The following is a 19,510-nucleotide window of genomic DNA, read 5'->3' on the forward strand; positions in this document are numbered from 1 at the left end:
TGACTCTTGACTGAAATAGGAACAAAACAAGAACAATAAGGATGAATAACCGGAATTGAAACCTGTCATGCCATGCAAAAGCGCGCGGACCAGTTGCTCGTTGTCGAAGAGCTGCGTGAAAGGCTGGAAAGGATCGGTAACGGCCCTGAGCGGCTGCACGAGACCTTGCCTTTCGGCGTGGATGCCATCGACCGTCACCTGCCGGGAGGCGGGCTGAAGCTCGGTTGCCTGCATGAGCTGAGCGGTGGCGGCAATGGCGCTGCCGATGGCGCGGCGGCAGCGCTGTTTGCGGCCGGTGTGGCGGCACGGCTTTCCGGCAAGGTTTTGTGGTGTGTCACCCGTCGGGATCTGTTCATGCCGGGCCTGATGCAGGCGGGCCTGTCTCAGAACCGGCTCATCATCGTTGAATGCCGTGATGAAAAAGGCGTGCTCGACTGTTTCGAGGAGGGACTGCGCTGCAATGGTTTCGGTGCGGTGATGGGTGAATTGGCGAAGTTGCCGATGACCGCCTCGCGGCGGCTGCAACTGGCGGCGGAAACCTCCGGTGTGACCGGCATCGCCATCCGCCGTTTCCGGCGTCCGGCCGATGCGGCGTTGTTCGGCGAGCCGACGGCGGCCGTCACCCGCTGGCGCATCTCCGTGCGGCCCTCATCGCCCCTGCCGGTGCCGGGAGTGGGCAGGCCGCGCTGGTTTCTGGAACTCTTGCGATGTCGCGGCGGCGAAAGTGCCGAATTTGAAGTGGAAGCCTGTGATGCAAAGGGTCGTCTCGCTCTACCTGCCGACATGGCCGACGGATCGCTTCCAGCGTCTTTCGGGGAAGGACGCGCCGCCGGTTGAAAAGCCGCTGGTCATGATCGGCCGCCAGGGCAGCCGCCGGCTGGTGCTGGCGCTCGACAGGGCGGCAAAGGCGGCGGGCATCCGGCCCGGCACGCCGGTCAGCAAGGCGCAGGCGCTGGTGCCCGGTCTTCTCGTCGAAAATCTGGACGCAGTGGCCGATGCACGCGCCCTGCAGCAGCTGGCCTTTCATTTCCTGCGCATCTATGCCCCGATCGTTGCCGCCGATCCGCCGGACGGGCTGGTGCTGGACACGGCGGGTGCGGACCATCTTCACGGCAACGAGACGCTGATGCTGAGCGGCATGGTCAACCGCCTGCATGCCGCCGGTTTCGCCGCCCGCGCCGCCATTGCCGATAGCTGGGGGGCGGCCCATGCGCTGGCGCGCTTCGGCCGTGATGAGATCAGCATTGTACCGCCGGGTGGCCAGAAAGCGGCGATCAGCGGTTTGCCGCTTGCTGCGCTGAGGCTGGAGGAGCGTATCATTTCCGGGCTGAAGGTGCTCGGTTTCCGCAGCATCGGCGAACTTGCCGAAGCCCCGCGCGCACCGCTGACCCTGCGTTTCGGCCCCGAACTCGTCCGTCGTCTTTCCCAGGCTTTCGGGGAGATCGGCGAACCCATCGAACCGGTGCGCGTGGCCGAACTGGTGGAGGTGCGGCGCGCCTTTCCCGAACCGATTGCGGCGGCGGAGACGATTGCCCGTTATACGCAGAAGCTGGTAACGGGGCTTTGCACCGCGCTGGAAAAGCGCGGCCTCGGCGCCCGCCGGGTCGATCTGGTGCTGCATCGTGTGGATAGCGGCCTGCAAGCCATACGGGCTGGCACGTCCAGACCGGTGCGCGATGTCAAACAGCTTGTCCGGCTTCTGACCGACCGGATCGACACCATCGATCCCGGTTTCGGCATCGAGATGATGGTGCTGACCGCCACCCATGCCGAGCCGCTTGTCGCCGCGCAGGCCCGTTCTTCGTTGCTGGAGGAAGGGCGTGCGGAAATCGCCGATACGGTCGATGTCATCCTCAATCGTGGCCACAGGGTCTATCGTTATGCGGCGGTGGCAAGTGATGTGCCGGAACGCTCCATTGCCCCCGTTGCGGCGCTTGCGCCTGAGGATACGCTCGGCTGGCCCGGCCACTGGCCGCGCCCGGTCAGGCTTTTTGCAAGACCGGAACCCATCGAGACGCTGGCGCTGCTGCCGGACCACCCGCCGCGTTATTTCCTCTGGAAGGGCGTGCGCCATAATGTGCGGCGCGCTGATGGGCCGGAACGCGTGTTTGGTGAATGGTGGAAACGTGACCGGGAGAAGGCCGCGGTACGCGATTATTTCACGGTGGAAAATGAAGGCGGCGAACGTTTCTGGATTTTTCGCTCCGGTGACGGCGAACATGCCGAAACGGGCTCGCAGGGCTGGTTCATCCATGGGGTTTTCGCATGAGCACGCCCCGTTATGCCGAACTTCAGGTGACCACGCATTTTTCCTTCCTGCGCGGGGCCAGCTCCTGCGAAGAACTTTTCGAACAGGCCAAAAGCCTCGGCATAGAGGCGCTGGGCATCACCGACCGCAACAGCCTTGCGGGCATTCCCCGCGCTTACGAGGCGGCGAACAATTTCGGCATCCGTCTCGTCATCGGCTGTCGCCTCGATCTGGATGACGACCTTTCCGTGCTTGTCTACCCCATGGATCGTCCGGCTTACGGGCGGCTTTGCCGGCTGCTTTCCGTGGGTAAGAAACGGGGCGGCAAGGGCAAGTGCCGGTTGACATGGGATGATCTCGTCACCTATGGCGAAGGCCTGATCGTGGTGCTGCTCGCTGATCTGGCCGACGATCTCTGCGCGCTTCGCCTGCGCCGGCTCAAAGCTGCTTTTGCCGACCGGGCCTATATGGCGCTCAGCCTCAGACGACGTCCCAACGACCAGATGCGGCTTTTCGAACTGTCGGGCATGGCGGAAGCCTCAGGTGTGCCGACTGTGGTGACCAATGACGTGCTGTTTCATGTGCCGGAGCGGCGCATGCTGCAGGATGTCGTCACCTGCATAAGGCATAATTGCACCATCGACGAAGCGGGTTTCCGCCGCGAACGCCACGCCGACCGTTACATGAAACCGCCGGAGGAAATGCATCGGCTGTTTGCCCGTTACCCGGAAGCGCTTTCCCGCAGCCTCGAAATTGCGAAACGCTGCAAATTTTCGCTGAAGGAGCTGGTCTATCAATACCCTGAAGAGCGCACCCTGCCGGGGCTGACGGCGCAGCAGGCTTTGGAAAAGCTGGTCTGGGAGGCGGTGCCGGTTCGTTATCCGGGTGGTTTGCCGGAAAAGGTGGAGAAGGCACTGCATCATGAGCTTGGCCTGATCGGCAGGTTGGAATACGCCCCTTATTTCCTGACGGTGAACGCCATCGTCCAATTTGCGCGCGGGGAGGATATTCTCTGTCAAGGGCGCGGCTCGGCGGCCAATTCCGTGGTCTGTTACGTGCTTGGCATCACCGCCATCGATCCCGTCAAGGTCGATCTCCTGTTCGAACGGTTCGTTTCGGAAGAGCGGCGCGAACCACCTGACATCGACGTGGATTTCGAGCATCAGCGGCGCGAGGAAGTCATCCAGTGGGTTTATAACACCTATGGTCGCGACAAGGCCGCACTGTGTTCAGTCGTCACCCGTTATCGCGGGCGCGGGGCGCTACGTGATGTCGGCAAGGTTCTGGGACTGCCGGAAGATTTGACGAAACTACTCTCTTCTCAGGTCTGGCGCTGGAGCGAAGGGGTGGATGAAAAACAGGTGAAGGAGCTGAACCTCAATATGGAGGACCGCCGCCTCAAGCTCGCCTTCGAACTGGCCAACCAGCTTGTCGGCACACCGCGCCACCACAGCCAGCATCCGGGCGGTTTCGTCTTGACCCATGATCGGTTGGACGAACTGGTGCCGATCGAACCCGCCGCCATGGATGATCGCCAGATCATCGAATGGGACAAGGACGATATCGATGTCATGAAGTTCATGAAAATGGATTGTCTGGCGCTTGGCATGCTCTCCTGCATGAAGCGCGGCTTCAACATGCTGGAGGAGCGTTATGGTAAAAAATACGATCTTACCTCAATGCGTGATGATGATCCTGCCACTTTCGCAATGATCCAAAAGGCCGATACGCTCGGCACATTCCAGATCGAAAGCCGGGCGCAGATGTCGATGCTGCCACGCCTGAAACCTGCAAAATTTTACGACCTTGTCATTCAGGTCGCCATTGTCCGCCCCGGCCCCATTCAGGGCGATATGGTGCATCCCTATCTGCGCCGCCGTGACAGAAAAGAGGAAGAGCATTATCCGAAAGAAGAACTGAGAGGTGTTCTCGGCAAAACGCTCGGCGTGCCGCTGTTTCAGGAACAGGCCATGCGCGTCGCCATAGAATGCGCTGGTTTTTCACCCGGCAAGGCGGATCAGCTGCGCCGGGCCATGGCCACCTTCAAGAATGTCGGCACCATCTCCAAATTCAGGCAGGATCTGATCGATGGCATGGTGGAGCGCGGTTATGAGCAGGACTTTGCCGAGCGCATCTTCAAGCAGCTTGAAGGGTTCGGCAGCTATGGTTTCCCCGAAAGCCATGCGGCCTCCTTCGCATTGATCGCCTATGCTTCCTCATGGCTGAAATGCCATCACCCCGATATTTTCTGTACGGCCATTCTCAACTCGCAGCCGATGGGGTTTTACGCTCCGGCGCAGATCGTACGCGATGCACGCGACCACGGCGTGGAGGTGCGCCCCGTCTGCATCAATAACAGCCGTTTCGATTGCTCGCTGGAACCTACGGGCAGGAAGGATGCGGAAGGGGAGGAGCGTTTCGCCGTGCGGCTCGGCCTGCGCATGGTGAAGGGGCTTTCCAACAAACATGCTGCCGATATCGTCGCTTCCCGTCAGGATAGAGCCTTTGCCTCCGTCGACGATCTCTGGCGAAGGGCGGGCGTTCCCGCTGCCGCACTGGTGTGTCTGGCCGAAGCCGATGCCTTTCTGCCGTCGCTTTCGCTTTCCAGGCGTGAGGCGCTCTGGGCCATCAAGGCCCTGCGGGATGAGCCGCTGCCGCTTTTTGCCGCTGCCGCCAGCCGGGAAAACGCCGTGGTGGACGAGCTTCAGGAACCCTCCGTCACGCTCAGGCCCATGACGGATGGCGGCGAGGTGGTGCAGGATTATGGCCATGTGGGGCTCACCCTGCGCGAGCATCCCATGTCCTTCCTGCGCCGCGATCTTTCCCAACGCCGCATCATGACTTGCGCGGAGGCGGTGCGTGCCCGGGACGGCGCATGGCTGGAAACGGCCGGTCTGGTGCTGGTGCGCCAGCGCCCCGGCTCGGCAAAGGGGGTGATCTTCATGACGCTGGAGGATGAGACGGGCATTGCCAATGCGGTGCTGTGGGTCAAAACCTTCGAAAAATACCGGCGCGTGGTGCTGTCCGCCGGCATGGTCGGCATTTATGGCAAGATCCAGCGGGAAGGCGAGGTGGTGCATCTGGTCGCCCACCGGCTGACCGATCTGTCGGAGGCACTGGCCAGCGTGGGCGAGCGCAATCGCGCCTTTCCCCTGCCACATGGGCGCGGCGATGAGTTCCACCACGGAATTCCGCCGGAGGATCATCGCAATATCAAAAAACGCCCGCCACCTGCTGACCATGATGACGATGCGGTGGAGCAGATAAAGGTGATTTCCCGTAATTTTCACTAGCGCATTTTCAGGAAAGGTAGATTCCGGTTCTCCGTCCGGAAATGCGCCAAAATGCTCTAAGGCGGCGGTTCAGCTCACCTTTTGCGCCACGATATAAGGGCGATTATCATTGCCCCGTGTGGCGTGGATTTCCATAGCCAGAATGTCGAAGCCGCCGGCGCCTATATGCCGGCAAAGCTCAGGCGCGCTGAAGACGCCGGCATAGGGGGCTTTGCCGATCGCGCGCATGGCCGGCAAAACAAGGCGGATGAGCCGGTTCATATCTCCGACGCAGGGTGTCTTGGTGATGAAGAGCCCCTGCGGGGCTAGCAGGGAATGAATGTGCTTCACTGTGCCGGGCAGGTCGCGAACCAGATGAAGATAGTTGAAACCCAGAACCGCGTTAAACGGCTGAGGGCCGGGTTCAAGCGTTTGTGCGGTCGCGGTGCTGAAGACGAGGTTCGGGAAAGAGCCGGCGGCGTGTTTCCTCTCCTCGGCAATTGTGATCATGCCGGCGGAAATATCCGTCGCCAGATAGTCTTTGACACCGCCCGCCAGCCGGATCGCCGTTGTGCCGGTGCCGCAGCCGAGCTCCAATACCCTGTCATTTGGTTTCAGCAGGGCGCGAGTCCGCTCCAGTGTGCGCTCATATCCGGCTTCATCCGAAATCCTGCCCTTGGCATATTTCCGGGCGGTTCGGTTCCAGAAACGGGCGTCGTCGGCAATGCTCATGGTGGATGCTCCCCGGACGGCGCCATTCCGCTTCAGACGGATCTGTCCTCACGCAATATCCTTATCCGTTTTGTCCGACGCTTTTAAGCGGCATCCTCCAGCCCGGCCGTGTCTTTCCTGCGGAACTGGCTGGGTGGCGCGCCGATCACACGTTTGAAGGCGCGGCTGAAGGAGGCTTCGGAATCATAACCGAGCTTTTCCGCCGCCAGTGTAACGCGCATGCCTTCGCGTAGCCACAGCCGCGCCTGATGCATGCGCACGCGCACCACATAACGCGCCGGGCTTTCGCCCACCACGCGGGTGAAGCGTTCCGCGAAACTGGAGCGGGATGCGCCCATCAAGGAGGCAAGCTCTTCCACGTTCCAGTCCTTTTCGGGGTTGAGATGGATGGCGGCCAGCACCCTGCCGAGTTCGGGATTGCGCACGGCGGCCAGCCAGCCGCTGGAATCGCCGCAGCCATATTCCACCCATGTGCGGATCAGGGTCGCCGTCAGCACATCGGCAAGCCGCGCCAGAATGCCGCCCGCGCCGACGCGGTTCAATTCCACCTCGCGCGCCATGGCCTCCAGAAGATGTGGAATGGCCGGGTCGCTTTTGGCCAGATCGCTGGTCAGCATCACATCCGGCATCAGTTGCAGGAGCGGATGCAGATTGTCCATGTTGAAACGCATGGAGGCGGTGAAGGCAATGGTATCCCCGCCGGCGCATGCGCATTCCATGTCGAAAATGCCCTGGCAGACTTCCTTCTTGCCGAACCGGTCAAAGGGGGAGGGCGTCACCTCCTCGCTGCTGGCGAGCACATGGGCGTGTCCTCGCGGCAGAAGCACGGCATCGCCGCATGTCAGCGTCAGCCATTCGCCGGAGGGTTTTTGCAGTTTCGCCTGGCCCACGCCGATGAAATGAAAGCGCGCTGCCTCCTGCTCGGGAAAAGCCGTCGCCCAGGGTGTGGCCATGCGGCAGCGGCCATATTCCACGCCATCAAGCCTCAGGCCGCGCAGCATTTCCGTCAGGGCATCATTCATGGCAGCTCTCGCAAATTCGGACGATTGGTTAAGGAATATGGATTTTCTAGCATGGAAACGCCGGGCTGTCACGCGTAGCTTGGGTGCATCGATTTGCGGGCCCTGAACCTGCCTCCCCATCGGCCTCACCACTTTGCGTTTCCGTTTCAGCGCGCATTTTTTAACGATGCGCATCAGGAGATTTTGATGAACAACCGGACCATAAACGAACTCGAATATGTTCCGCGTCAGACGGAGCCGGACGCGAAGTGGGCCGCCGTGGTTTCGCTGGCGCTCGGCGTCTTCGGGCTGGTGACGGCGGAATTCCTGCCGGTCAGCCTTCTGACGCCGCTTTCGGCCGATCTTGCCGTCAGCTCCGGTATTGCCGGTCAGTCGATCACCGTCACGGCGCTGGTTGCGGCGGTTGCCGGCCCCGGCGTTGTCATCGGCACACGCAGTATCGACCGCCGCTGGACGTTGCTTGGGCTCACCACACTGCTGATCATTTCCAGCGCGCTGGCCGCCTTTGCCAATGGTCTCGTCATGCTGTTTGCCTCGCGCGTCCTGCTGGGCATCGGCCTTGGCGGCTTCTGGGCCATGTCGGCGGCGCTGGCGCTCCGGCTCGTGCCGCTCGATAAAATGCCGCGCGCCATGGCCATCATCCTGACAGGGGTTTCCGTTGCCACCGTCTGTGCCGCGCCGGTCGGCGCATGGATCGGCGCGACGCTCGGCTGGCGTTCGGCCTTCGTCGTTTCGGGTGCGCTCGGCGTTATCGCACTCATCGTGCAATTGCTGACCGTGCCCTCGCTGCCCCCGGCCGGCGCTCCCGGGCTTTCCACCATGTTCCGGCTGTTGCAGCGTCCACAGGTCCGCATCGGTCTTTTGACGACGCTTTTCATCGTTGCGGCCCACTTTGCCGGCTTCACCTATGTCCGCCCCTTCCTGGAAAATGTGACGGGATTTGGCGTAGAGGCGATTTCGCTCGTCCTTCTGGCTTATGGTATCGGCGGCTTTTTCGGCAATCTCTTCGGTGGTTTCCTCGCCGAGAAAAACACGGCATGGGCGGTAACCTTCGCCGCGACACTGATTGCCGCATCGGCTTCCGTTCTGGTCGTTGCGGGTGCCTCACCCCTGATCGCCGGCCTTGCCATCGCCTCCTGGGGTTTTGCCTTCGGTGCGGTGCCGGTCAGCGTGCAGAGCTTCATCACCCGCGCTGCTTCCGATGAGGCGGAAAGTGCCGGCGCGCTGCTGCTCACCACCTTCCAGATCGCCATTTCCAGCGGTGCGGTTCTGGGTGGTCTGCTGATTGATCTTCATGGCGCGACCATGGTCTTCGTCTTCGTGGCGATCTCCGCCCTTCTTGGCGCATCGCTGATGGCGTCACGCCGGGGCGCGGTGCCGCAGGTCGAGGCCTCGCAGGGGTAAGATGCTGGTCGAAGAAAAAGGACCCACATCCGTGCGGGTCCTATTTCGTGATGAAAACCTCTCCTCCCGTCATGCCGGATTTGATCCGGCATCCAGTCACGGCGCGTCTGCGCCGTGAAAAGAGTTTTTTTGCGATCAAGGGCTTGATCGCGCTGGACTCCGGATCAAGTCCGGGGTGACGACGCGAAAACCTTGATCTGTTCCTCAAACCGTCTTGATCGCCTTCTGCGTCCGGTCTTTTCCCACCTCGATCACGTGTCGCATGGCCTTCACCGCCGCATCCGCGTCACGCGCGGCAATTGCATGCACGATGCGTAGATGGTTGGACGCGATCTCGGCAATGGTGCCGGGCGAAGCGGCCGGTGACGAAAGCTGGAAGGAAATCGCAAGTGCGGCTTCGATCAGCCCACTCGCCGAACGCATGAAGGGATTGCCGGACATATGCGCCACGGCAAGGTGGAATTCGAGATCGACCTTGGCAATGCTTTCCGGCGTATGGTTCGGATTGTCGAATTTGGCGGCGATCACGTAGAGGGAAACAATATCGTCATTGGAGGCCTGCAGGGCCGCCGCCGCTGCCGCCGCCGGTTCCAGCGCCAGTCGGATTTCCGCCAGATGCTTGACGAATTCCTGGTCAATGCCGGCCTCGCAGCGCCAGCCCAGCACGTCAGGATCGAAGAAGTTCCAGCTCGAACGGTCGAGAACGCGGGTGCCGACCTTGGCCTTGGGTTCCACCAGCCGTTTGGCCGCCAGCGTCTTCATGGTTTCGCGCAGCACGGTGCGCGAGACGCCGAAACGCATGGAGAGCTCCGCATCATTGGGCAGCAGCGAGCCCTCCGCGATCCTGCCCGAGACGATGGCGCTGCCGAGTTCGGAGACCACATGGGCGTGGCTGTTCCGGCGTTTTCGCCCGCTAATCGTCGTTTCGAGCAGCCCCAAGCAAGCCTCCGTTTGCCGTTATGCCGGATGCGGTCCGGCCAGTCTCCTGTTTGAATACCAGATGATTGCGCGCTGCAACACGATGAAGACGAAAAGCAGCACACCGATGACGATTTTCGTCCACCAGGAGGAAAGCGTCCCGTCAAAAACAATGTAGGTCTGGATCAGCCCCTGGATCAGAAGGCCGATGAAGGTGCCCGCCACCAGCCCCGTGCCACCGGTTAAAAGCGTGCCACCGATGACGACGGCGGCGATGGCGTCGAGTTCAACGCCGACCGTCGCCAGCGAATAACCGGAAGAGGTGTAGAGCGTATAGACGATGCCGGCGAGCCCCGACAGGAAACCGGAGAGCGCATAGATGCCGATGGTCGTTGCGCCGATCGGTACGCCCATCAGCTCGGCCGATTGCGGGTTGCCACCCAGCGCATAGACATTGGCGCCGAAGCGGGTGCGGCTGGCAATCAGCATGCCGGCGGCAAAGACGAGAAGCATCAGCATGGCTAGCGCCGTCAACCTGCCGCCGCCGGGAAAACGGTAATAGAAGCCCTGTATCGCGTCGATGAAGGGATGCGAGATCGGCACCGATTGCGTGGATATAAGATAGGCCGCGCCGCGCGCCAGAAACATGCCCGCCAGCGTCACCACGAAGGGCGGGATCGACAGGAAGCGGATCATCGCCCCCATCAGGCAGCCGAACAGCGTGGAAATTGCCAGCACGATGGCGAAGGCCAAAAGCGGATGGATATTATAGGTGCCGACCATCACCGCTACGAAGACACTGGTGAAGGCGATGACCGAGCCGATGGACAGATCGATGCCGCCCGACAAGATGACGAAGGTCATGCCGACGGCCGCAATGCCGAGAAAGGCGTTGTCGGTCAGAAGATTGCCGATCACCCGCGTCGAGAAGATCGCCGGATATTGCAGCACGCACAGCAGATAGGCGATGACGAAGATCGTCAGCGTGGTGAGGAAGGGCAGGTTGCGGCTGTGGATCATCGCGCGGTTCCTTCCTTGGTCATGCCGTTGGCGGCGGCCGGTTTGGCGTGCGGCTTCGGCGCTTTCACGAAACCGAGGACGGCCATGATCGCCGGCGATTGCAGCGTCAGAACCACCATGATGATGCCCGCCTTGATAATGAGGTTGAATTCCGGCGGGAAGCCCGAGACGAGAATGCCGGTATTGATGGTCTGGATGATGAGCGCGCCGATCAGCGAAGCGGTGATGGAGAAGCGGCCGCCATTCAGCGAGGTTCCGCCGATCACCACCGCCAATATGGCGTCCAGTTCCAGCCACAGGCCGGCATTGTTGGCATCCGCGCCGCGAATATCGGCGGTCACGATCATGCCGGCGATGGCCGCGCAGAGACCGGAGACGGCATAGACGAAAAACAGGAGGAAGCGCGCCCTGACGCCGGCAAGCGCTGCCGCACGGCGATTGATGCCGGTCGCCTCGATCAGGAAACCGAGCGCGCTCTTGCGGACCAGAAGGCCGATGATGAGCGCCGCCGCCAGCCAGATGATGACGGGCAGCGGAATGCCCGCAAATGCGCCGGAGCCGATGGCGGAAAAGCTGTCATTGTTGAAGGTGAGGATGACGCCTTCGGTGATGAGCTGGGCGATGCCGCGTCCCGCCACCATCAGGATCAGCGTGGCGATGATCGGCTGTATGTCGAGAAGGGCGACCAGCACGCCGTTCCACAGACCGCAGGCAATGCCCACCGCAAGCGAGATGGCGATGACGGAAGGGATGGAATGGCCGTTGCTGATGAGCGTGGCGGCGACCGCGCCGCAGATGGCGATCACCGCGCCGATGGACAGGTCGATACCCTTGGTGGCGATGACCAGCGTCATGCCGATGGTCAAAAGCGCCACGGGGGCGGCGCGCACGAGAATATCCACCAGACTGCCATAGAGCCGGCCGTTCTGGAATGAAACATGAAGAAAGCCCGGCGAAATGATTGTAATCGCTGCCAGAATGATAAAGAAGGCCGCGAGCTGGGGTGCAAGCCTTTTCAGCCGTCGGGTTACAGCCACCATCACGCCGCCTCCGTTCTGGCCGCATCCGCAATCGTCCGCATGATGTTGTCGGCCGTCACCTCGCCGCCCTTCAATTCGCTGACATGGCGGCGGTCGGACAGCACGACGACGCGATGGGCAACGGCGGTGAGCTCTTCCAGTTCGGAGGAAATGACAATGAGCGACATGCCCTCGCTACAGAGTTTTTCAATCATTTTCAGAATTTCCGCATGCGCGCCGATATCGATGCCGCGTGTCGGCTCGTCGAGGATCAGAAGCCGGGGATGGGTGGCGAGCCAGCGGGCCAGAATGGCCTTCTGCTGGTTGCCGCCGGACAGGAATTTTATCGGCCGGTCGGGATCGGCGGGGCGAATATCGAGAGATTTGATGAAGCTTTCGGCCAGTTCCGCCTTCTGCCGGCGAGACAGCGGTCGCGCCCAGCCCTGCCGGGCCTGCAACGCCAGGGCAATATTGTCGGTGACGGAAAAGTCGCCAATGATGCCGTCCGTCTTGCGTTCCTCCGGGCAGAAGCCGAAGCCCTCCGCAATCGCCGCCTCGGGAGACGAAATCGTCACCGCCTTGCCGTCGATCGTTGCCGTGCCGGTATCGGGCCGGTCGATGCCGAACAGCAGGAAGGCCGTTTCCGTCCGGCCGGAACCCAGAAGGCCGGCGACGCCGACGATCTCTCCTGGCCGGATGCCGAGATCGAAGGGGGCGATGCTGCCGCGTTTGCCGTAACCTTCGAACCGGATCGGCGGTTCACCCTCGGCGACGGTATCGTCGGTCGCCTGGTGCTCATGGGTAATGTGCTGAAGCTCGCGGCCCAGCATCATGGAAATGAGTTCGGATCTCGGCAGGCTGCCGATCTCACGCGTACCGACAAGGCGGCCGTTGCGCAGCACCGTCACCCGGTCGGCGATGTCATAGACCTGATTGAGGAAATGGGTGATGATGACGATGCCAATGCCGCGGGCGCGCAGGTTCTTCAAAACGCCGAACAGCAGCTCGACCTCATGGGCGTCGAGGCTGGCGGTGGGTTCGTCCAGCACCAGAACCTTGCCGGAAAGATCGACGGCGCGGGCAATGGCGATGATCTGCCGGATGGCGACGGAATAACTGGAAAGCAGGGCATTGACGTCGATGGAAAGCCCATATTGGGCAAGCAGCGCCTGCGATTTTTTCTGCATCGTGCCGCGGTCGATCAGCCCGAAGCGGCGCGGCTGGCGGCCGAGAAACAGGTTTTCGGCAACCGTCAGGTTTTCGAGAAGGTTTACTTCCTGATAGACGGTGCCGATGCCGAGCGCCTGCGCTTCGCCGACATTGGCGGGCGAAATCTCGCCGCCCTCCAGAAACACCGAACCGCTGTCGCGGTGGTAAACTCCGGTCAGAATCTTGATCAGCGTCGATTTGCCCGCGCCGTTTTCGCCGAGAAGCGCATGGATTTCACCGTGCCCGAGCGAAAAATCGACATTATCGAGCGCCGTGATCCCGAGAAAGGATTTGCCGATGGCGCGTGCTTCCAGAAGTGGTGCCGTTTCGGACATTGAGCAGGTTCCGTATCGAAATATAGGTCTCGCCATAAGGGCGCCTGGTGATCGCGTGAAGCGGCGCCGGCCCGCTCCATACGCAATCACTCTGCATGCTGAGCCGGAAAGTTTTCCCTTTCCCCAAACAGCCGAAAGAAACGGCGCAAACCTTGCGCCGTTCCTCCGAAGAAATGGCTCAGTAGCCCAGGCCCTTCTTCGCCTCGTAGACCTTCATCGGGTCGTCGGACGCCGTGTAGAGCTTGGATTCGGTCTGAATCCACTTTGGCGGCGCCTTCTTGTCTTTCAGATAGGCTTCGAGCGCGTCAAAGGCGGGGCCTGCCATGTTGGGCGTCAGTTCCACCGTTGCATTGGCTTCACCGGCGGCCATGGCCTTGAAGATATCAGGAACGGCATCGATGGAGACGACCTTGATGTCGGTTCCGGGCTTCAGACCGGCTTCCTTGATGGCCTGGATAGCGCCGACGGCCATATCGTCATTGTGGGCATAGACGGCACAGATATCCTTGCCGCCGCCTTCGGCCTTGATGAAGCTTTCCATCACTTCCTTACCCTTGGTGCGGGTAAAATCGCCGGTCTGCGAACGCGCGATCTTGATGTTCTTGTGCGAAGCAATGGCTTCTTCGAAGCCTTTCTTGCGGTTGATGGCAGGGGAAGAGCCGGTCGTGCCCTGAAGTTCGACGACCTTGCAGTCCTTCGAGCCGACATCCTTGACCAGCCAGTCGCCGGCAACCTTGCCTTCGTGGACCTGGTCCGAGGTGACAGCGGTCAGGTAAAGATCGTCCGAAGCCTCGATCTGGCGGTCGAGCAGGATGACAGGGATTTTTTCTTCCTTGGCTTCCTTCAGCACGGCGTCCCAGCCGGTTGCGACGACGGGTGCGATCAGGATCGCATCCACGCCCTGCGCGATGAAGCCGCGAACGGCCTTGATCTGGTTTTCCTGCTTCTGCTGCGCATCGGCGAATTTCAGCGTGACGCCGCGTTTTTCGGCCTGCTGTTTCGTGACGGTGGTTTCGGCCGCGCGCCAGCCGGATTCCGAACCGATCTGCGAGAAGCCGACGGTGAGCGATTTTGCGGAAACACTGGATGCAAGGCACAGCGAAACGGCGACAGTGGCTGTCGCGAGAGCTTTTCTCATCTTATTCCTCCCAGAGATGATGTCAGCGTGACGGCCACACTATGAGCATATAGTAATACTCTTGAAAAGGGGCATTTTCGCATATTTCAATTTTAAAGTGACATTCTGAGTGCGGGATTCTGAAATAAATCAATGAAAATCAATATAATAAGCATTTCATGTTTTCTGGTTTGAACAACCGGCATTGCCGCTTCGTCAAATGCCATATCGCTTGACAGGGTGCGGTAACGTCTAATAGTAATACAAATAAGAAGATGTTTTTTGTCGGGATTTATCGGTCGCAGGACCACGATTGAGCCGGCAAAATAGGGAGGGAGATTCCGTTGCGCAGTCCCGCGATGGCCGTAAATGCCGAAAAATATTCGGTTAAAGCCGAAGAGCAGCCTAATGCCACTCGTCTGGGCCTGCACTGTCGGTTATGCGTGATCTCCGAGACGCTGATTCCATTTTTCTTGCGCACAACATAAGCTTGTCGCAATTCGTAATATTTTACCGTTGGCCACTTCCGGCTGGAGACCCGCATCATGACGACATCCGATAATCTTCCTGCAACTCAGGGCAAGCTGCGCTCGCGCGCCTGGTTCGACAACCCCGCCAATGCGGACATGACCGCGCTTTATCTCGAGCGTTACATGAACTTCGGTCTCAGCCAGGCCGAGCTTCAGTCCGACCGCCCGATCATCGGTATCGCGCAGACGGGTTCGGACCTTTCGCCCTGCAACCGCCACCACCTGGAGCTGGCGAACCGCCTGCGTGAAGGTATTCGTGAAGCGGGCGGCATTGCAATCGAATTTCCGGTCCACCCGATCCAGGAAACCGGCAAGCGCCCGACGGCGGGTCTCGACCGCAACCTTGCTTACCTCGGCCTCGTGGAAGTGCTTTACGGTTATCCGCTCGATGGCGTCGTTCTGACCATCGGCTGCGACAAGACCACGCCTGCCTGTCTTATGGCGGCGGCCACCGTCAACATCCCGGCCATCGCCCTTTCCGTCGGCCCCATGTTGAACGGCTGGTTCCGTGGTGAACGCACCGGCTCCGGCACCATCGTCTGGAAGGCCCGCGAATTGCTGGCGAAGGGTGAGATCGACTACCAGGGCTTCGTCAAGCTCGTCGCCTCGTCGGCCCCGTCCACCGGCTATTGCAACACCATGGGCACGGCAACGACCATGAACTCGCTCGCCGAAGCGCTCGGCATGCAGCTTCCCGGCTCCGCCGCCATTCCGGCGCCATACCGTGACCGTCAGGAAGTCTCCTACCTCACCGGCCTGCGTATCGTCGAAATGGTCAAGGAAGACCTGAAGCCTTCCGACATCATGACCAAGGATGCCTTCATCAACGCCATCCGCGTCAATTCGGCCATCGGCGGCTCCACCAATGCGCCGATCCATCTCAATGGCCTTGCCCGCCATGTCGGCGTCGAGCTGACGGTGGATGACTGGCAGACCTATGGCGAAGACGTACCGCTGCTCGTCAACCTGCAGCCGGCCGGCGAATATCTCGGCGAGGATTATTACCATGCCGGCGGCGTACCCGCTGTCGTCAACCAGCTGATGAGCCAGGGACTGATCATGGAAGACGCCATGACCGTCAACGGCAAGACCATCGGCGACAATTGCCGCGGCGCGATCATCGAGGACGAGAAGGTCATTCGCCCCTATGAGCAGCCGCTCAAGGAGCGTGCCGGCTTCCGCGTTCTGCGCGGCAACCTGTTCTCTTCGGCCATCATGAAGACAAGCGTGATCTCGGAAGAATTCCGTGGCCGTTACCTCTCCAACCCGAACGATCCGGAAGCCTTCGAAGGCCGCGCCGTGGTGTTCGACGGTCCGGAGGATTACCACCACCGCATCGACGATCCGTCGCTGAATATCGACGCCAACACCATTCTGTTCATGCGCGGCGCCGGTCCGATCGGTTACCCGGGTGCGGCGGAAGTGGTGAACATGCGCGCGCCGGATTATCTTTTGAAGCAAGGCGTCAGTTCGCTGCCCTGCATCGGTGATGGCCGCCAGTCCGGCACGTCGGGCAGCCCATCCATCCTCAATGCCTCGCCGGAAGCAGCGGCTGGCGGCGGTCTGGCCGTGTTGCAGACGGGTGACCGCGTCCGTATCGATGTGGGTCGCGGCAAGGCGGATATCCTGATTTCCGGCGAGGAACTGGCCAAGCGTTACGAAGCGCTGACGGCTCAGGGCGGTTACAAGTTCCCCGACCACCAGACGCCATGGCAGGAAATCCAGCGCGGCATCGTCAGTCAGATGGAAACCGGCGCGGTTCTGGAACCGGCCGTCAAGTACCAGCGCATTGCCCAGACCAAGGGCCTGCCGCGCGACAACCACTAAAGGCAGGGCCGTTTCGGCGGATCGCTTTTTTCAATCAGCCCCGGGCTCAACCCCGGGGCTGAAACATTTTGAGTAACGTTTTCCGCAACCGCGGGAGCCAGCCCGTCGCTTATCTGCTTACTTTCTCGAAGGGGCCTGCGGCTTTCCCGGATATGGCAGGAAGAACATGTACAGCCCGCTGAAAACAAGCAAAGTCAACGGCATCAGCGGGGCATAAATGATCACCGGTTGCGTCGGGCCGAAGGCCATCGAAGCGAAATTCGCCAGAATGGTGACGGTCAGCAGAATGCCCAGCCATCGATGGCCCTGCCTTATCCAGTTTCGCGAGATCAAAGTTGCCCCCAAGAAAAAGCATCCATGATGGAATGTGACACATCGGCGCTTCAACGGGCCTGAACGAGCTTCCAGCCATTGCCGGAAGGGTCGCGGAAGCTCGCATCCACCGAGCCGTAGCGGGCGATGGGTTCCTGGGTGAATTCGACGCCGCGCCTGTGCATGGCGTCAAAGGCTTTCTGGCAATCCTCGACCACCAGAACCAGCGGCGGCATCGCGCCCTTGGCCACGGCTTCGTTCAGGTTTTGCGCCGTCGCCTCGTCAACGGTCGGGGCCTGCGGCTGAAACAGGCCCAGCTGGAAGTCAGGCTGGTCCGGGTGCTGGACGGTCAACCAGCGATAATCGCCATTGCGTGCGTCCGTATGCACTCGAAAGCCAACTTTCTCGACATAGAATTGCAACGCTTCGTCCTGGTCATGAACATAAAGCCCGACGACTTGAACACCATTTTTCATGAGCTATCTCCCTTTTGCTCGTCGTGCCTACCGCTTTTCGTCTCCCGGCGCTTCTCCGAAACTGCCATTTTGAGATGGGGGCGATGGGCGGCGCTGACGAAGCAATGGGGAACATGTTCAAGATCACCCGGCGAAACCCGCATTCGCCGCCGCAATTCACTCGGATTTTCCCCGGTCACATCACGGAAAACGCGGCCAAATGTGCCGATGCTGTTCCAGCCGGTCTGCAAGGCGATGTCGATGATAGGAAGATCCGTGTCACGCAACAGCGCCACGGCGCGCTCGACCCGGCGGGTCAGCAGATAACGGTGTGGGGGTATGCCGAAGGCATCGCGAAACGATCTTGCGAAATGGGCCTGCGAGGCGCCGCTGACGCTCGCAAGGCGTGAAACAGGCCACGCCTCATGCGGTGCCGAGTCCATATGGTCCTTGGCGCGCAGAAGGCGTCGCAGCAGTTTCAGGTCTCTGTTTGCAGAGTTTTTTTCGTTTCCGGACCGGCGCATGCGCCAATCATTGAATGAACCGGACGTTCCTGGCAAGGCTCAGCGCCGGTGCCAAAAACCGCAGTCCGACCCGTCACCGACCCGCGCCGGAAACTCAGATCACCGGATAAAGCGACCAGAAGAACAGTTCATATTCCTGATCGCGGTCGTCATCGTTCGACTCGTCATCCGGTCTGCGCGGAGTCTTGTCCTGAAAATCGGTCTCCACCCGCTCGTTTATGACGGGCATTCTTCGGCCGATGCCAAAGAGGTCAAAGGAGAGCATGTTGAACCCTGCTACCATGGCCGTTTCCCTTCTTCACGCGAGTTAACAGTGCGTTAAGTTTCGCGCCTTGCCATGATTTCGTCAAGATTGGCCGGGGAATTTGTCTACTATTTTTAACAACAATGTTGTGACTGACATTCCACCGCTGACGAATTTCGCGCAATGAACGTTTATTGGCATCGTCAAGCGCCGTTCGCAGCGGTGTCGGAATAGGTTTTTTCGGCGGCTTCCAGCGCGGAATCGGTATCTGCGGCATGGCCGAGGCTTTTCAGGGCGCTCGAGAGGGCGGCGATATTGGCTTTCACCGCATGCGGGTTTGCACGGCGGCCAGTGTGATTGAGCCTTATCAGCCGCTCCGCGCCGGGGCCGACCCCGCCGGAAATATCCGCGCCCTGCTGCCTGGAGGCAGCGGCGAGAAACGCCCTAGCTTCGACCCTATCCGGCAGGATCGCCGTGGAAACCAGCGCTGAAGCATGTGCCTCCTCCACCCATGTCGGGATGCCAAGCGCCCTGATGGCGTTGCGGGTGGCGGCCGCCGCCCGTTCGTGGCGTTCGTTTGCGGATGTGAGACCTTCCGCCTCTATCCGGTCGAGCGCTGCCTCCAGCGCGTAGAATTCCAGCGGTGCCGGCGTTCCGGGCAGCGCGCCGCGACCGGCATCGAGCCAGAGCTTCTTCTGGTCCATGAGCGAGAGCATGGAGTTTGCCGGGGCCTGACCATGCGAAAGAAGCGCCCATGCCCTCTCGCTGACGGAAATGGCGGAGATTCCGGCCGGGCCGGCCAGCGCCTTTTGGGGGCCGATGACGGCGATATCGACGCTCAGCCGGTCGACCTCGAAGGCATGGCCGCCGATGGAGGCTACGGCATCGACGAGGGTGACGACACCCCTTTCCCGGGCGAGCGCTGCAATGGCGGGCAGGGGGTTGAGAATACCGCTTGCCGATTCCGCATGGACGATGGCGAGAAGATCGAAGTCCGGACCCTCGTCCAGTGCTCGCTCGACTTCCTGAAGCGTGATGGGTTTTGCCGGGCTGGCGGTCAGGTTGCGCACCGTCGCGCCGCCCCGTTCCAGCCAGCCGCCGAACCATGCGCCATAGGGGCTGGTGACGATGTTGAGCGCTTTTAGGCCCGGCCGCGCAAGGCTGGTGGCCGCCGCCTCAAGTGCCAGCACGGCTTCCGCCTGTATCAGCAGCACGTCGTTCTCCGTGCCCATCAGTGCGGCCAGCCGGTCGGCCAGCACGGCGTAGCGCTCTGCGGGAAAAGCGGGCGGGTCGAGCAGCAATGCGTAATCCGGGGTGGGCAT

Annotated in this window: 16 protein-coding genes; 5 read left to right on the plus strand and 11 right to left on the minus strand. The window is 61.0% G+C overall.

Translation table 11 applies throughout. From position 1 onward, the window contains the following. The first annotated feature begins 72 nt into the window (after positions 1 to 72). From QD336_RS18885 to QD336_RS18895, 3 genes are read left to right on the plus strand one after another with little or no spacing between them, the layout of a single operon-like run. Positions 73 to 837 (plus strand): ImuA family protein, encoded by a 765-nt coding sequence (locus QD336_RS18885; protein ID WP_499171732.1) that lies wholly within the window; start codon positions 73 to 75, stop codon positions 835 to 837. After that, entirely contained in the window at positions 752 to 2,269 is a 1,518-nt protein-coding gene (locus QD336_RS18890) for a Y-family DNA polymerase (protein ID WP_499171733.1), read from the plus strand. Before QD336_RS18885 ends, QD336_RS18890 begins: the two co-directional genes overlap by 86 nt. After that, positions 2,266 to 5,541: an error-prone DNA polymerase gene (locus tag QD336_RS18895; protein ID WP_499171734.1), complete on the plus strand. Its 3,276-nt coding sequence runs from the start codon at positions 2,266 to 2,268 to the stop codon at positions 5,539 to 5,541. The genes QD336_RS18890 and QD336_RS18895 overlap by 4 nt, the downstream gene beginning before the upstream one ends. Positions 5,542 to 5,610: 69 nt before the next feature. On the opposite strand, the gene QD336_RS18900 is transcribed toward QD336_RS18895, so the two are convergent. Further along, the gene (locus QD336_RS18900; RefSeq protein ID WP_499171736.1) at positions 5,611 to 6,252 is read right to left on the minus strand and encodes a class I SAM-dependent methyltransferase; all 642 of its coding nucleotides are present in this window, start codon (positions 6,250 to 6,252) and stop codon (positions 5,611 to 5,613) included. 83 nt (positions 6,253 to 6,335) lie between these two features. Next, positions 6,336 to 7,274 (minus strand): AraC family transcriptional regulator, encoded by a 939-nt coding sequence (locus QD336_RS18905; protein ID WP_269342997.1) that lies wholly within the window; start codon positions 7,272 to 7,274, stop codon positions 6,336 to 6,338. Between the two features lie 186 nt (positions 7,275 to 7,460). Here QD336_RS18905 and QD336_RS18910 point away from each other — a divergent pair, with 186 nt between their 5' ends. Then, positions 7,461 to 8,678: an MFS transporter gene (locus tag QD336_RS18910; protein WP_499171738.1), complete on the plus strand. Its 1,218-nt coding sequence runs from the start codon at positions 7,461 to 7,463 to the stop codon at positions 8,676 to 8,678. A gap of 204 nt (positions 8,679 to 8,882) precedes the next feature. Here QD336_RS18910 and QD336_RS18915 read toward each other — a convergent pair whose 3' ends face one another. From QD336_RS18915 to ytfQ, 5 genes are all read right to left on the minus strand, one after another. After that, positions 8,883 to 9,617: a FadR/GntR family transcriptional regulator gene (locus QD336_RS18915; RefSeq protein ID WP_269343001.1), complete on the minus strand. Its 735-nt coding sequence runs from the start codon at positions 9,615 to 9,617 to the stop codon at positions 8,883 to 8,885. Positions 9,618 to 9,635: 18 nt separating this feature from the next. Further along, the gene (yjfF, locus tag QD336_RS18920; protein ID WP_499171739.1) at positions 9,636 to 10,616 is read right to left on the minus strand and encodes a galactofuranose ABC transporter, permease protein YjfF; all 981 of its coding nucleotides are present in this window, start codon (positions 10,614 to 10,616) and stop codon (positions 9,636 to 9,638) included. Further along, positions 10,613 to 11,656, minus strand: a complete 1,044-nt coding sequence (locus QD336_RS18925; protein ID WP_499171740.1) for an ABC transporter permease — start codon at positions 11,654 to 11,656, stop codon at positions 10,613 to 10,615. Before QD336_RS18925 ends, yjfF begins: the two co-directional genes overlap by 4 nt. Continuing rightward, positions 11,656 to 13,179 (minus strand): sugar ABC transporter ATP-binding protein, encoded by a 1,524-nt coding sequence (locus QD336_RS18930; RefSeq protein ID WP_499171741.1) that lies wholly within the window; start codon positions 13,177 to 13,179, stop codon positions 11,656 to 11,658. The genes QD336_RS18925 and QD336_RS18930 overlap by 1 nt, the downstream gene beginning before the upstream one ends. 178 nt (positions 13,180 to 13,357) lie before the next feature. Continuing rightward, entirely contained in the window at positions 13,358 to 14,317 is a 960-nt protein-coding gene (gene ytfQ, locus QD336_RS18935; protein WP_269343007.1) for a galactofuranose ABC transporter, galactofuranose-binding protein YtfQ, read from the minus strand. 524 nt (positions 14,318 to 14,841) lie between these two features. Here ytfQ and QD336_RS18940 point away from each other — a divergent pair. Beyond that, positions 14,842 to 16,653 carry an IlvD/Edd family dehydratase gene (locus QD336_RS18940; RefSeq protein ID WP_269343009.1) on the plus strand — a complete coding sequence of 604 codons (1,812 nt, stop codon included), beginning with the start codon at positions 14,842 to 14,844 and terminating at the stop codon, positions 16,651 to 16,653. 383 nt (positions 16,654 to 17,036) lie between these two features. Here QD336_RS18940 and QD336_RS18945 read toward each other — a convergent pair whose 3' ends face one another. The 4 genes from QD336_RS18945 to QD336_RS18960 all read right to left on the minus strand — a co-directional run bounded on the left by QD336_RS18945 (position 17,037) and on the right by QD336_RS18960 (position 19,510). Continuing rightward, on the minus strand, positions 17,037 to 17,441 hold the full coding sequence (locus tag QD336_RS18945) for a VOC family protein (protein WP_499171742.1): 405 nt from the start codon (positions 17,439 to 17,441) through the stop codon (positions 17,037 to 17,039). Further along, on the minus strand, positions 17,438 to 17,944 hold the full coding sequence (locus QD336_RS18950) for a helix-turn-helix domain-containing protein (protein WP_269343012.1): 507 nt from the start codon (positions 17,942 to 17,944) through the stop codon (positions 17,438 to 17,440). Before QD336_RS18950 ends, QD336_RS18945 begins: the two co-directional genes overlap by 4 nt. Before the next feature lie 94 nt (positions 17,945 to 18,038). Next, complete coding sequence (locus QD336_RS18955; RefSeq protein ID WP_269343015.1) at positions 18,039 to 18,227, minus strand: hypothetical protein; 189 nt, start codon at positions 18,225 to 18,227, stop codon at positions 18,039 to 18,041. 164 nt (positions 18,228 to 18,391) lie between these two features. Continuing rightward, the gene (locus QD336_RS18960) at positions 18,392 to 19,510 is read right to left on the minus strand and encodes a pyridoxal-phosphate-dependent aminotransferase family protein (RefSeq protein WP_499171743.1); all 1,119 of its coding nucleotides are present in this window, start codon (positions 19,508 to 19,510) and stop codon (positions 18,392 to 18,394) included.

This window comes from Rhizobium sp. BR 250 (assembly GCF_047445855.1).
In the GTDB taxonomy this organism is placed as follows: domain Bacteria; phylum Pseudomonadota; class Alphaproteobacteria; order Rhizobiales; family Rhizobiaceae; genus Agrobacterium; species Agrobacterium tumefaciens_I.

Excerpts from the sequence above, each read along its gene's own strand:
- QD336_RS18885 (WP_499171732.1), top strand. The coding sequence starts at position 73 with ATGCAAAAGCGCGCGGACCAGTTGCTCGTTGTCGAAGAGCTGCGTGAA.
- QD336_RS18890 (WP_499171733.1), top strand. The coding sequence starts at position 752 with ATGCAAAGGGTCGTCTCGCTCTACCTGCCGACATGGCCGACGGATCGC.
- QD336_RS18895 (WP_499171734.1), top strand. The coding sequence starts at position 2,266 with ATGAGCACGCCCCGTTATGCCGAACTTCAGGTGACCACGCATTTTTCC.
- QD336_RS18900 (WP_499171736.1), bottom strand. The coding sequence starts at position 6,252 with ATGAGCATTGCCGACGACGCCCGTTTCTGGAACCGAACCGCCCGGAAA.
- QD336_RS18905 (WP_269342997.1), bottom strand. The coding sequence starts at position 7,274 with ATGAATGATGCCCTGACGGAAATGCTGCGCGGCCTGAGGCTTGATGGC.
- QD336_RS18910 (WP_499171738.1), top strand. The coding sequence starts at position 7,461 with ATGAACAACCGGACCATAAACGAACTCGAATATGTTCCGCGTCAGACG.
- yjfF (WP_499171739.1), bottom strand. The coding sequence starts at position 10,616 with ATGATCCACAGCCGCAACCTGCCCTTCCTCACCACGCTGACGATCTTC.
- QD336_RS18925 (WP_499171740.1), bottom strand. The coding sequence starts at position 11,656 with ATGGTGGCTGTAACCCGACGGCTGAAAAGGCTTGCACCCCAGCTCGCG.
- QD336_RS18930 (WP_499171741.1), bottom strand. The coding sequence starts at position 13,179 with ATGTCCGAAACGGCACCACTTCTGGAAGCACGCGCCATCGGCAAATCC.
- ytfQ (WP_269343007.1), bottom strand. The coding sequence starts at position 14,317 with ATGAGAAAAGCTCTCGCGACAGCCACTGTCGCCGTTTCGCTGTGCCTT.
- QD336_RS18940 (WP_269343009.1), top strand. The coding sequence starts at position 14,842 with ATGACGACATCCGATAATCTTCCTGCAACTCAGGGCAAGCTGCGCTCG.
- QD336_RS18945 (WP_499171742.1), bottom strand. The coding sequence starts at position 17,441 with ATGAAAAATGGTGTTCAAGTCGTCGGGCTTTATGTTCATGACCAGGAC.
- QD336_RS18950 (WP_269343012.1), bottom strand. The coding sequence starts at position 17,944 with ATGCGCCGGTCCGGAAACGAAAAAAACTCTGCAAACAGAGACCTGAAA.
- QD336_RS18955 (WP_269343015.1), bottom strand. The coding sequence starts at position 18,227 with ATGGTAGCAGGGTTCAACATGCTCTCCTTTGACCTCTTTGGCATCGGC.
- QD336_RS18960 (WP_499171743.1), bottom strand. The coding sequence starts at position 19,510 with ATGCCCACCCCGGATTACGCATTGCTGCTCGACCCGCCCGCTTTTCCC.